Here is a 12,947-nt window from a genome sequence, read left to right as displayed (position 1 = left end):
GACCACGGATAATTTAAAAAACAGTTTTCCGATGGGTTTCGCCAGTAACGCAGGAATCAATAGTCTACTTGGCATGATGAATTTTTATCAGCTACCCAACAGTTATCTGACCAATTATGTCAGTCGTATCGAACAGGTCAAACTGTCAGAGGTTAACCAAACCCTGCGCGACACCTTAAAACCTGACGACTTTTTAATCGTTACCGTTGGTGAGGTGAACCCTTGGGATGAGAAGACGTCTAAGAAAAAATAATAAGCCTGATAGCATGTTTTTTATAGGCGTTTAAGAATATCGATTGAGCATTGATATACCTTTATTGATAATCAATTATCTATAAAAAATAAACTCGATAAAGAAGCTCAGCCAGTAAATATTACTGGCTGAGCTTCTTTAATTCACGATATAGTTTTTAAAAATATACTATTTAATAGCGGCAAGCAGAGCTACTACTGGCATGATTAAAGCCCCATTTACGATAACCATCAGTATCTAAATGAATCGCACCAGTAGAGTATAATCCTAGGCCAAAGTTGTGCGATTGGCCCTGATATTGCCAAAACTCACATAAGCTGTCTTGCATACGACTCAGCTGCCATGGGCTACTTTCATATTCTGGCACCCAAATATCCATCGCGCCTGCGGTCATGTGCTTACTGGCGTTTGCCCCGCCTGCACAGCCATTTAACCCAGGACTGCGATAGACTGAACGTATCTCGGTATTGGCAGGCAAGATACCTTGGTTTTTGAGCTGACTATAAAGCTGCAAGGTCGGCACAATATTCACCCATAGCTCCTGCGGCGGTAGCTGATAAGGCTCATAGCCGCATTTATCCCAACTACGAGCAGTCGTTAGCAGCTGTGATAAGGGCGGGACGTTTTGTGCCCCCACTCGTGAGCTTAAATAGCGCTGATAATTGGCCACTTGTCCGGCGCGGTAGCTATTACTATTTAGCCAAGTATTAAAGTCCATACTGGTAAAATCGTTATAATTACTATTTCCGAAGTTATTATTACCAGTGTTATAAGTGGTGTTATAACGTGGCGTAACTTTATTGGTAATGACGCGTTTGCTCTCTTCTATCGACAAACCACTATCAAAATTAAATTCGCGCTGTTTTTGCTGAATGAGCCCTTGCATACTATCGCCGCCTAAGCTATTTGACCCACTCCTGCCCTCGCTTAATATTGTCGCGCCGCCACTATAACTATTGCTTTGACTGCCATAATTTCTAGCAGGCGTGATATAGGCGTTAGAAGTGCTATCAGTAGCGCTACTGCCATGGCGGATTTGGATACGGCGCTCACTATTATCACTTATAATAGCGGCAGAAGCCGAGACACTGCTGGCACAAATACATAGGGCAATAACAGGCTTATATATTTGCCTATAAACAGATTTTTTTGTCTTTATCATTATTAGAAACTACCGCTAAAAACGTTTTATCGATACTATCAAATTTTAAGCAAGCAGGCTAAACTATCGCAGCGAATCAGCGGTCACCTATTCGTTATTAACACTTATCCTTATAATGTTCATATTGACGTTACTTTATTACCAGTAAGTTACGTTATTCGCTATTATCTGGTTAAATGAACGCCTTATAATCGCCGCTTGCTTAGTGATTAGTTGCTTAATTGCTTAATTGATGAGCTATTATCCGTCAAACCTGACTTTTCTTTCACACCAACTGCCAGTCACATTTTGCCTATGTCTTCTAACCCGCAATACCGTTTTTCACGTCAGAGCCATCATCTAGGTCAAGGTCATGCGCCGACACTATGGCAACGTACTCATATTGACCCGTGGCTAACCTTACTGCTATTAACGGTTTGCTGTATTGGTTTGACAATTTTATACAGCGCATCCGGCCAAGATAGCGACATGGTCATACGCCAAATGGTCAGCTATGGCGTTGCCTTTACGGTGATGTTTATCATGGCGCAGATACCGCCTAGCCTCTATCGCACCTTTACCCCCATATTTTATGTGTTAGGGCTGATATTATTGGTACTGGTTGATATCATTGGCGAGGTGCGCATGGGTGCGCAGCGCTGGATTAACTTACCGGGATTTGGCAGTGTGCAGCCTTCAGAGTTTATGAAACTTGGCATGCCGATGATGTGTGCGTGGTTTTTATCCAAACGTGACTTGCCGCCCTCACTATCCAGCATTGCCATCACTTTGGCGTTAATCGTAGTGCCGGTATTGTTAATCGCTAAAGAACCTGACCTTGGTACTTCATTATTGGTCGCGGCCAGTGGCATTTTTGTGTTGTTTTTGGCAGGGCTTTCGTGGCGATTGATTGCGAGTGCAGCGGCTTTGGCGGTGCCTTTGGTCGCCTTCGCTTGGAACTTTTTATTACATGATTACCAACGTACGCGCGTCCTAACCTTATTTAATCCTGAGGCTGATGTACAAGGAGCTGGCTGGAATATCATTCAATCCAAGACCGCTATTGGTGCAGGCGGCCTCACTGGCAAAGGCTATCTAGAAGGCACCCAGTCTCATCTACATTTTTTACCAGAAGGTCATACTGACTTTATCATTGCCGCCTTTTCTGAAGAATTTGGCCTGCTTGGCGTGATATTACTCATGTCTATTTATGCCTGTGTGCTGACTCGTGCCTTATATATTGCGTTCAGCCATCCTGATACCTATAGTCGATTATTGGCAGGCGCGATTGCTATGTCCTTTTTTGTCTATGTCTTCGTCAATGTCGGTATGGTCGGCGGCATTTTGCCGGTTGTCGGTGTGCCTTTGCCTTTTATTAGTTATGGCGGTACAGCTATCGTTACCTTGATGGCGGGTTTCGGCTTATTGATGTCAATCCATACCCATAAATCTGACTAATGCTTTTTTAAGCAGCTTGCAAATAAAGCAACTTACAAAGTGAATTATGTATAGCAATTTTTATGCTTAATGGCCGTTTTAGCCTTGGTTGAAATAACGATAAAAACACGCTATTAAGCATCCAACTTAGTCATTTAAAAAGTCATTAGGCAGCAAATCGGTGGGCAAATTTAGGAAGAATTTGCCATCAGCATTCATTCAGCCTTTATTCGATATCAACACAGAATTTGCAAAATTAGGCGGACACTTGTTGTTTTAACCTAATTTTATTTGTAATCAATTCTACATAGATTGTCATAAAAACCCTAACATCACGCACTTATTAATAATCATAAGTCACTGTTATTCTTATAAATAATACCAAAAACCTACCAACTACACCCCTATAAGAACCCACTATTAGTCCACTCATACTGAGAGGTTTTATTCCTTGTTTTTTACAAAAAATTGCGTTAACCTCGTTTTATGGTAGATATGATACATAACCCGTACATAGATACTAACAAACTTATCATTCAATTATATTGTCGTTGTAGCTCCTCCGTATAGTTAGCAACTTGTAGATTTCAGACTTTCAAAGTTACTACTTAATTAACGGTTTAATAACAAAGTAATACGTAATACACTTTAAACTCTTTATTAATTTAGCATTGTGTGAAAGTTTGGTTATCGAATAGCAGTATCCCATTTTAGTGGTTGATGCGTTATTTAATTCATATTGTTAACTATCATTTGAGCGTGTCATAAGTTAAGTTTGGTGATTTGTCCCTAAATCATAAACGCCTACTCACTTATGATGATGAAATAAAAATTACCATATATTAAAATTTATTGAAGCCGGGCGGTAACGTCAGTCATTATGAGAAAGGTGATTGATCTCGGTTTTAGGGTTTGCGGCAGGGTTAGATTGGTCTAACCCTGCCTCGCTCCATCTAAGAGGTTTTTAGTGTTAAGTTTTGATGTATAAGTTATAGAGGTACTTATGAATAAGCGTTTATCTGGTTTACTTACAATGTCAGCGGTTTTATTTGCTGGCTCTGCAGTCGCTTCTAATGCAAATGCGGTAGAATCAAAAACCTCCCTTGCAATGATCTCGCAAGATAACGCCTCCCATATTGACCGTGTACTCGGTGAACTTAGTCGTCAGCACGACGGCGCATCAAGCTTAGTTAAGTCTGCCCGCCAACCTACTTCATTGGCACTGAGCAGCTCACTGTTGGCCAGTGACACCGCACAAGTATCTAAAGACGAAGATGTACTAGAGCGCCTAACAGCAGTCGCCTCTAACTCTGTGAGCAAATTCAAGCAAACCGGCTTAGCCTCTTGGTATGGTCGTCAGTTTCATGGTCGCAAAACCGCTAGCGGTGAGACTTTTGATATGAATGGCCTAACCGCTGCGCACCGTTCGCTACCACTGAACTGCTACGTTAAAGTGACCAATAAAAACAATGGTAAAAGCGTTGTGGTAAAAGTCAATGATCGTGGTCCATTCCATGGTAACCGTGTGTTAGATTTGTCTTATGGTGCGGCCAAGCAACTTGGTATTACTGGTAAAGGTGTGGGTAACGTGGCTATTGAACGTGTTTCAGGCCCATCCTCTTAAACCATTAACGTCTTAGAACAATAGCGTTTTAAGCCCTTAACGGTTTCGTATTATAGAAAAACCATACTTTTAGCTTCAAATAAAAAGCGCCTAACTCATTCAAAGTTAGGCGCTTTTTTGTTGTGTAAATTTTAATTATGAATATAAAAGGGTTTGCTATTAAAACCTTATAGCTCAAACGCCCTTTCAATCGCATCATCTAAGCGTTCTACTGCAATCACATTAATACCTTTGAACTGCGGCGCATCTTTAGCAGGCGCATTGGCTTTAGGAATAATCGCATGTTTAAAGCCGTGCTTCATTGCTTCTTTTAAGCGTTCTTGACCATTAGGTACAGGGCGAATTTCACCTGATAAGCCGACTTCACCAAAAACAGCCAGTGATGACGGCAAAGGCTTTTCTTTGATACTAGAGGCACAAGCTAAGAGCACTGCCAAATCAGACCCTGTTTCTATCACTTTCACACCGCCGACGACGTTGACATAGACGTCTTGTCCGCTAGTATGGATACCGCCATGGCGATGCATGACCGCTAGCAACATCGATAGTCGTTGAAAATCTAGTCCTAATGCCATGCGTCTAGGTGAACCTTGTGAATCATCAACCAAGGCTTGTACTTCCACTAGTAGCGGTCTGGTACCTTCACGACTCACCATGACTACAGAACCAGCCACAGGCTTGTCATAACGGCTTAAAAATATCGCTGACGGATTGGCGACTTCTTTTAGCCCCATATCGGTCATGCCAAAAATCCCTAACTCATTGACCGCGCCAAAACGGTTTTTCACCGCGCGTATCATACGAAAACGCGAGTCAGACTGACCTTCAAAATATAAAACCGTATCAACCATATGCTCAAGCACACGCGGACCTGCCAGCGTTCCTTCTTTGGTCACATGCCCCACTAAAAATAATGCCGTACCGGTTTGCTTGGCATAACGAGTCAAAATAGCCGCCGACTCTCGAATCTGACTGACGCCGCCCGGGGCCGAATTGATTGCATCGGTATAAATGGTCTGAATCGAGTCAATAATAGCAATCGCAGGCTGCTCTTGGGTTAATGCCGCGCAAATAGTCTCTACATTGGTTTCAGCAAGTACACGCAACCTATCAGCAGGCAAATCTAAACGCTTGGCACGCATAGCTACCTGCGCCAATGATTCCTCACCCGTCACATACAGAGCACTACCCGCCAATGAATCAGCCTTTGCCATATTAGTCGCGGTTTGCAGCAAAATCGTCGATTTACCGATACCTGGGTCACCACCTATCAAAACGACAGAACCGGCCACCAATCCGCCACCTAATACCCGATCAAACTCACTGATACCGGTTGGTAAACGCGTATCCAAACCTACGCTTACGGCATTGAGTGGCATGACCGCACTATGTGTGCCGGAATAGTTCCCGGTTGGTGCTCCACCCGATGAGCGAGGTGTTGCACGATTTGCTGCTGGTTTAGCAGTGCTTTTGTTATGATGAGGCATGCTGACATTTGGGGCTTCAACTAAGCTGTTCCATTCGCCGCAATCAGAGCACTGTCCCGACCATTTACCAAAATGTGCACCGCAGCCTTGGCAGACATAGCTACTTTTATTTTTTGCCATAACGTATGAACCTTATTCAGCTGGTCAATCGAAAGTAATAAATAAAGAATAATAGATAGAATTTATGAAGCTCTGTAAAAGCTTTAATATAAGAGTGTTAGAGATGATATATCAGCCTGTAGAATCAGGCGGTAATTTATAGAGGACTGTGCTTGCAAAGAATGTACTGACAAAGATTGCTCTTATAAAAAAGCAATCACCAAATATCCGTTGAAGGTCTGCCTAATAACGAAATATCTGGCTAAAAATACAGATGAGGTTTTAAAGAAAGTATATCGGCTAAGCCGTAAGATTATTTTATACCTGAAAATCTTTACCAAGATAAACTGACTTCACCAATTCATTTTCTAATACTTCGCTCGACGTCCCTTCAGCAATAATAGCGCCTTCTGAAACGATATAGGCTTTTTCGCAAATCGCTAAAGTATCACGTACATTATGGTCAGTAATTAAAACCCCAATACCACGATTTTTTAGGGTTAAAATAACGTCTTTAATATCCCCTACAGAGATAGGGTCGACACCGGCAAAGGGCTCATCCAATAGGATAAATTTAGGATCAGCAGCCAAAGCGCGCGCAATCTCACAGCGACGGCGCTCACCACCTGAGACACTCATGCCGAGTGACTTGCGCACATGTTCTAAATGGAACTCGCCGATGAGTTTTTCAAGCTCTTGGCGCTGCTCAGAGGCACTCAATTCTTTACGAGTTTGTAGAATAGCTAAGATATTGTCTTCAATCGATAATTTACGGAAAATAGACGCTTCTTGCGGCAAATAACCAATACCGGCGCGGGCGCGCTCATGCATGGCATATTTGGATAAATCCATTTTTCCTAAGGTCACACGGCCCTTATCCATGTTGACCAGTCCCACTACCATATAAAAGCTGGTGGTTTTTCCTGCACCATTTGGCCCTAGTAATCCGACGACTTGCCCTTGTTCAACAGAGAATGACACATCTTTCACCACCCAGCGTTTACCATAGCGCTTACCTAAATTTTGCATCGTTAAACGAGCGACAGGTTCAGAGCTATTAGCTGACGCTACAGAGTCATTATTAAGCTCATTGCTATTAACAACATTATTTTTAATATCACTCATAACTTACTCATCACTTACTTGTAAAGTTGCAACACTCAAGCGCTAATACAATTGGCTTAAACATGGACGGCTTATAGGTTTAAAGATTTTAATTCATTGAGCAATATTAGCCATCTAATCAATTGTCATTTAACATGTTAATCGGTTTAATTACTTAGCGTATGCTGCTTTGATTGGTGCTGTTATTAGGCGGGAAAACCAACTCTACGCGTTGATTGCCACCAGCGGTTGCTTCTACATCGCCCGCTTTTAAGCTATAACGAATGACATTACCGGCAAAGCTTGCGCCATTTTGTACCAGTTTTGCATTACCCGTAAGCGTAACGATACCTGTGACCGCGTTATAGTCGATTTTATTGGCCTGACCTTTTGCCAAGCCTTTTTCTTGTGTAACCACCTGCTGCATGGTGGCTGGACGACCGGTTGCGACGGCCGAATTGATACTGCGACCCTGTGATAAATTGACCGTAATATTATCAGCGGTCATCTTGAACGTCCCTTGCGTAATCACTACCGTACCCGAATAGCTGGTAATTCCTGTGCGTTCGCTATAAGTGGCTTTATCGGCCAATAATTTGATTTCTTGATTGGCATCTGATGGTAAGGCATGGCTATATAACGGCAAGGCTAACAGCATCACCATCGGCAGCGCACGTAATCCGTTTGATACTTGAATAGAGCGCGTCGATAGCAAGCGTAAAGTAGGCAAAAAAGTGGATTTCATAAAATTTACTCGTGTCATTATGGGTAGTAGAGCTTGCAAACTTCCTGCTAGGTGCTGCTGTTAATATGCATCTAATATCAGTATAGAGGCTAAAATAATTGGGTGATTAGGACAATATTAAAGCGGCAACTGATATTAATTTAAAGCTTAAGTCGCTATTAAAACAAGGCTTTGTCTTGGCGTTTCGCTGGCGTAAAGGCAACCGCAACCTTGCCAAATTCATAATCACCAGTTTCAAGATTGGCAGTCATGCTAGAGGCCTCAAAGCGATTCATACCTTGCTCGACTTTGACTGGCTCATCACTATAAACTTGACCTGACTTGGTATTGCCTTTTAATGTAGTACCCGTCACTTTAATAGGTTCAACATCAGAAGCACCAGCTTTACCTTCGCTGACCAAGGAGAAACCGCCTGATAAGCTCATTTCACCCGTCTGCTGACTGATAGCGGCACTGCCCGCTTCAATACGATAGCGCTGCTCATCTGAAGGCTCCCAATTCATCGTGATGCCTTTCATCTCATCCTTATTGGTCACAGGATTGTGGGTCAATGATTCAGCACTCAGCTCGTACTCAGTTTCACCTTTCTCATTGGTCTGCACCGCCTTGATATCGGTGGCTTCATAATCAACATCCGTCGCTTCGATACTGACCGGTGGTGTAATTTCTCCTTGCTGCTTAAAGAACCAGCCAGCAATCACAGCGAGAATCAACGCAAGAACGATTAAAACACGAGTATTCACGACAAGTTATCCTGAGTTTTGGCTTCATCAAGCGTATAAGACGCAATAAAGTCTTGATAGTGGCCATGACCCTTTAAAATCAGATCACATATTTCACGTACAGCGCCGGTGCCGCCTGCGCGCGTGGTCACCATATGGCTACGTTTTATGACTTCTGCATGCGCGTTTGGAACAGTTGCAGCAAAACCAACGGTTTGCATCGCTTTAATATCGGGTAAATCATCACCCATATACGCACAATCGGCAGCGGTGATATTGAGCGCAGGATCAAGCGTGGCTAATAGTTCGTTTAGAGCAATCAGCTTATCATCACGGCCTTGGACAATGTGATTGACACCCATCTCAGCAGCGCGCTTATCTACCATAGGGCTGCTACGACCGGTAATAATGGCGGTTAAAATACCATAACGTGCCAACGACTTAACGCCCACGCCATCTTGTACTGAAAAAGCCTTGGTTTCAATACCATTGGCATCATAAATAATTTGACCGTTTGACAAAATACCATCAACATCCATGACCAATAACTTCACTTGTCCGGCTTTTTTAATTAAGTCTTGCATCAGTGCTCTCTTATTAAAGGCTTTTTTAATATAGCAATTATTAATATAATACTTATTAATACAATAATCATTAATGCCATCATTGTTAATGCGGTACTTACTTCACACCGGCTTGTAATAAATCATGCACCGTAATGACGGCCTCCAAGCGCTCTGCCTCATCAATAATCAGCAGCTGGCTAATCCCATTTTCATTCATCACACTTAGCGCATCTGATGCGCGCATGCTTTTACTGACGCGACGTGGATTGCTTACCATCAAATCACGCATCGGAGTTTGCAAATCAATGCCTTTTTCTAAGCCGCGGCGCAAATCACCATCGGTAAATACACCGACCACTTTTTGTTCGTCATCAGTGACCACCGTCATACCCAAACGCCCAGCCGACATGGTAAATAAAGCGTCTTGTAGTGGCGCTTGTTGATTAATCAGCGGTAAGTTTTCTGAATTGGGATGCATCAAATCTTCAACGCGCGTCAGTAGCTGTCGTCCTAGCGCGCCAGCGGGATGCGATAATGCAAAATCTTCTGAAGTAAAGTTGCGGGCATGAACCAAAGCCACTGCCAACGCATCGCCTAATGCCAAAGTCGCCGTGGTACTGGAAGTCGGGGCAAGATTAAGCGGGCAAGCTTCCTGTGATTTACCAAGCGTCAGAACGATGTCCGCTGCACGTGGTAGCATGCCGCGTTTGTCTCGGCTGATACTAATCAGCGGAATATTCAAGCGCTTAACTACGGGCAGCAGCATTCTAATCTCGTCCGATTCACCCGAGTTTGAGATGGCAAGTAAGACGTCGCCCTGTACTAACATCCCTAAGTCACCATGCCCTGCTTCACCTGGGTGCATAAAAAATGCTGGCGTGCCCGTAGAAGCAAAGGTCGCTGCTATTTTGCGCCCAATGAGTCCTGATTTACCCATTCCCGTCACCACCACTCGCCCTTGACAGGCTAAGATAATATCGCAGGCTTGGGCAAATCTATCATCGATTTGTTCAGTTAACAATTCTAGTGCCGCCATCTCAGTATGAATCGCTTCGATAGCAGTACTAATAAATTGTTGATGGGTTAAATTGCGTTGGGGATTACTCATACAGCAGCTCGATATTTTTTAGTGACTTTACATTCAGCGACTTTCAATTTAGTAATTTTTAATTATATAACTTAAAATTTAATGACTTTAAATTCTTCAAATTGGAATATGCGGTGAATCAATAGAATATTTTACTATACTATGCTCTTAATTAATAATGCTCTCGATTAATAACATTCTAGATTAATAGTATCGCGCATGATGATATGCCATCATTTTAGCACTAACATTGGCATTGATAGATGCAATTATACGTCTATTTATACAAAAAAAACCCACTATAATATAGTAGGTCTCAATCAGATATAGAACATTTTAATAACATACTTTTTAATTAAGCATTACTTTAGATTTGAGCATTACTATAGATTTGAGCAATATGTTTCTAGCTCATTATTGCAAGCACAACCTCTTAAGTACGATATTTTAGGCATAAAACTTAAACACAGTACTTTCAAGGTAGATTTTAGTTATTACTGTCGTCAGTATCGTCATTTGGTTTATTTTCGAAGCCCGCATTATCTGACGGCGCCTCAAAACCACGGTCTTGACCAAAACCACCGCGCTCAAAACCGCGTTCTTGACTTTGACCAAAGCTGCCACGCTCAAAACCGCGCTCTTGACCTTGGCTAAAGCCGCCGCGATTAAAGCCACTACGATTGGCAAAACCGCGCTCTTCAAAACCACCCGTGCTCGCAAGGTTGCTACCGCGCTCAAAGCCACTACTCATACCACCACCTTGATAACCAACGGGTGCGGCACTTGGCGTGGCTGTACTGGTGCCAGTTGCTGTGCTACTTCTAGGATTGCGCGCTGGCACTACTGTTGAGATGGCATGTTTATAAACCATTTGGCTAACGGTATTTTTTAGCAATACCACATATTGGTCAAATGACTCGATTTGACCTTGTAGTTTAATACCATTTACCAAAAAAATAGAAACGGGAATGCGATCTTTGCGCAGCGAATTCAAGAACGGATCTTGTAAGGTTTGTCCTTTTGACATGAAATCTCTCCTAAATATTGTATAATTATTTTTAATGCCAATTATTTTAAGTGTCACTTTAATTATAATGGCTAAGGGCAGATACAATAATAAGTTTTATTTATAAAACGTATCTAAATAAGCGCTCATTGTTGTTAAGTGATTCCACTTTATCGTGAATACGTTATTATTGTAAATTATTAAGTAACCACTTGTTTCAAAAGCTATTTTATCAACAAACGTTAACTAATAGCCATTAAACAAGCGGTTATATAAATATAATTCCCACTGTGCTACTGGGTTTAAATTATAGCAGCTATATACATTATACTTTGAAACTAATTGTCATTATTTTTTACGTATTGCTAATTCCGCTATCGGTTTAATCCGTCAGCAATATAAGCAGGCGTCGATATAAATAGGCATCAATATAAATAATCTCGCACCTGTGCCATGGTATCAAACGTTTTTATCGTTATAGCATGGTCTATCTGCTTATCATCGTTAGACACATCACCAGATAAATCAGACAATTGAGTAAGTTTACGCAGCCAAGTGTATTGGCGCTTTGCTAGCTGTCTTGTCGCATATAATGCCTTATTTTGCATTTGCTGACAAGCAAGCACCTCGGTCCGGCTAGTGTGCTCGGGCGCTTGAATGGCTAGCTGAGCTGTGCGCTCGGATCTTATCTGCCCACTTATTGAAGCATCTAATTGACCAAAAGCATCATAAAACTGTGCTTTATCTAAATGTGCTTGCTCAAATACTGGGTGATTAGTATGCACAAGGTACTCCAATACTTGACGATAGCCAACACAGCGCATCGATGGCAAATTGGGCGTCAGTGGATACTGCTCAAGCAACCCTATCACTTCAGCGACCAATCCTTCATTCCACATGATATCCAAACGTTGCTCGATACGCTTGTGCAACCATGGGCGCTCAGGCATTACTGCCAACGCATGCCAATTTTGATTGGGATTATGAGCCAAGGCTTTTTTAGGCTTTTTTTGCCAATCACTGATGGGTATGTTGGTTTGTAGATAGACTTCAAGCGCTCGAGTAATACGTTGAGTATCGGTTGCATTGAGACGCTCATGGCTAATCGGATCTATCTTACCGAGATAGTCATACAGCGCACTAATACCTTCCTCTTGCCGCCACTGCTCCACGCGCGCACGAACGCTCTCATCACTATCGGGTACGGGAGATAGCCCATCAATGAGCGCCATGTAATACATCATGGTACCACCGACGAGCAAGGGGATTTTGCCATTCTCATGACAGCTATCAATCAAACGGGCAACATCATGCACAAACTCAGCGACACTATAGCTCTGCATCGGGTCAATGATATCGACCAAATGATGCGGATAGCGCGCCAGCTCAGCAGCCGTTGGTTTCGCCGTACCGATATTCATATCACGATATATCAGTGCTGAATCGACCGAAATCAGCTCATAACGTCCGGTATCATACAGCTCATAAGCCAGTGCCGTCTTGCCACTCGCGGTTGGTGCCATCAAACACACCACGCTATTATCCGTTAGCTTGGAATTGAGGCGATAAGATGAGCTATCAGACGAAATTTGCATAGAATTGCCTTTATTAATTATATGATTAGCGCTAAGTAAATTTGCGACTTGTCACTGCTAAAGTTTGCTTATTATATTTTT

10 protein-coding genes and 2 pseudogenes are annotated in these 12,947 nt (G+C 42.5%); 3 read left to right on the top strand and 9 right to left on the bottom strand.

From position 1 onward, the window contains the following. Nucleotides 1–253, top strand: a pseudogene (locus B3Q63_RS07935) (insulinase family protein); the annotation flags it as partial. A gap of 172 nt (nucleotides 254–425) precedes the next feature. Here B3Q63_RS07935 and B3Q63_RS07930 read toward each other — a convergent pair. Continuing rightward, nucleotides 426–1,415: a D-Ala-D-Ala carboxypeptidase family metallohydrolase gene (locus B3Q63_RS07930; protein ID WP_201625155.1), complete on the bottom strand. Its 990-nt coding sequence runs from the start codon at nucleotides 1,413–1,415 to the stop codon at nucleotides 426–428. Between the two features lie 294 nt (nucleotides 1,416–1,709). Here B3Q63_RS07930 and rodA point away from each other — a divergent pair, with 294 nt between their 5' ends. Then, the gene (gene rodA, locus B3Q63_RS07925; protein ID WP_201565291.1) at nucleotides 1,710–2,852 is read left to right on the top strand and encodes a rod shape-determining protein RodA; all 1,143 of its coding nucleotides are present in this window, start codon (nucleotides 1,710–1,712) and stop codon (nucleotides 2,850–2,852) included. Nucleotides 2,853–4,107: 1,255 nt separating this feature from the next. After that, nucleotides 4,108–4,455, top strand: a pseudogene (locus tag B3Q63_RS13095) (septal ring lytic transglycosylase RlpA family protein); the annotation flags it as partial. Nucleotides 4,456–4,622: 167 nt separating this feature from the next. On the opposite strand, the gene radA reads toward B3Q63_RS13095, so the two are convergent. The 8 genes from radA to miaA form a co-directional block, all read right to left on the bottom strand. Beyond that, nucleotides 4,623–6,062, bottom strand: coding sequence for a DNA repair protein RadA (radA, locus tag B3Q63_RS07915; protein WP_201565265.1), 1,440 nt, complete (start codon nucleotides 6,060–6,062; stop codon nucleotides 4,623–4,625). Between the two features lie 297 nt (nucleotides 6,063–6,359). Beyond that, a complete protein-coding gene (gene lptB, locus B3Q63_RS07910; protein WP_201565290.1) occupies nucleotides 6,360–7,070 on the bottom strand; it encodes an LPS export ABC transporter ATP-binding protein in 711 nt (236 codons plus the stop codon). Between the two features lie 250 nt (nucleotides 7,071–7,320). Beyond that, nucleotides 7,321–7,809, bottom strand: coding sequence for a lipopolysaccharide transport periplasmic protein LptA (gene lptA / locus B3Q63_RS07905; RefSeq protein WP_183619124.1), 489 nt, complete (start codon nucleotides 7,807–7,809; stop codon nucleotides 7,321–7,323). Nucleotides 7,810–8,048: 239 nt separating this feature from the next. Then, entirely contained in the window at nucleotides 8,049–8,633 is a 585-nt protein-coding gene (gene lptC, locus B3Q63_RS07900; protein WP_201565264.1) for an LPS export ABC transporter periplasmic protein LptC, read from the bottom strand. Continuing rightward, the gene (locus B3Q63_RS07895) at nucleotides 8,630–9,196 is read right to left on the bottom strand and encodes a KdsC family phosphatase (protein ID WP_296175547.1); all 567 of its coding nucleotides are present in this window, start codon (nucleotides 9,194–9,196) and stop codon (nucleotides 8,630–8,632) included. Before B3Q63_RS07895 ends, lptC begins: the two co-directional genes overlap by 4 nt. A 97-nt stretch (nucleotides 9,197–9,293) precedes the next feature. Beyond that, nucleotides 9,294–10,286, bottom strand: a complete 993-nt coding sequence (locus tag B3Q63_RS07890; RefSeq protein ID WP_296175545.1) for a KpsF/GutQ family sugar-phosphate isomerase — start codon at nucleotides 10,284–10,286, stop codon at nucleotides 9,294–9,296. A 466-nt stretch (nucleotides 10,287–10,752) separates the two neighbouring features. Beyond that, on the bottom strand, nucleotides 10,753–11,292 hold the full coding sequence (gene hfq / locus B3Q63_RS07885) for an RNA chaperone Hfq (protein ID WP_201565261.1): 540 nt from the start codon (nucleotides 11,290–11,292) through the stop codon (nucleotides 10,753–10,755). Nucleotides 11,293–11,696: 404 nt separating this feature from the next. Next, complete coding sequence (gene miaA, locus B3Q63_RS07880) at nucleotides 11,697–12,866, bottom strand: tRNA (adenosine(37)-N6)-dimethylallyltransferase MiaA (RefSeq protein ID WP_296175542.1); 1,170 nt, start codon at nucleotides 12,864–12,866, stop codon at nucleotides 11,697–11,699. Nucleotides 12,867–12,947: the final 81 nt, after the last annotated feature.

It is taken from the genome of Psychrobacter sp. UBA2769 (assembly GCF_002352555.1).
GTDB lineage: Bacteria > Pseudomonadota > Gammaproteobacteria > Pseudomonadales > Moraxellaceae > Psychrobacter > Psychrobacter maritimus.
This window is presented reverse-complemented; position numbering and strand designations above follow the sequence as displayed.

Coding starts and splice junctions, on each gene's coding strand:
- B3Q63_RS07930 (WP_201625155.1), bottom strand. CDS start 1,415: ATGATAAAGACAAAAAAATCTGTTTATAGGCAAATATATAAGCCTGTT.
- rodA (WP_201565291.1), top strand. CDS start 1,710: ATGTCTTCTAACCCGCAATACCGTTTTTCACGTCAGAGCCATCATCTA.
- radA (WP_201565265.1), bottom strand. CDS start 6,062: ATGGCAAAAAATAAAAGTAGCTATGTCTGCCAAGGCTGCGGTGCACAT.
- lptB (WP_201565290.1), bottom strand. CDS start 7,070: ATGCAAAATTTAGGTAAGCGCTATGGTAAACGCTGGGTGGTGAAAGAT.
- lptA (WP_183619124.1), bottom strand. CDS start 7,809: ATGGTGATGCTGTTAGCCTTGCCGTTATATAGCCATGCCTTACCATCA.
- B3Q63_RS07895 (WP_296175547.1), bottom strand. CDS start 9,196: ATGCAAGACTTAATTAAAAAAGCCGGACAAGTGAAGTTATTGGTCATG.
- B3Q63_RS07890 (WP_296175545.1), bottom strand. CDS start 10,286: ATGAGTAATCCCCAACGCAATTTAACCCATCAACAATTTATTAGTACT.
- hfq (WP_201565261.1), bottom strand. CDS start 11,292: ATGTCAAAAGGACAAACCTTACAAGATCCGTTCTTGAATTCGCTGCGC.
- miaA (WP_296175542.1), bottom strand. CDS start 12,866: ATGCAAATTTCGTCTGATAGCTCATCTTATCGCCTCAATTCCAAGCTA.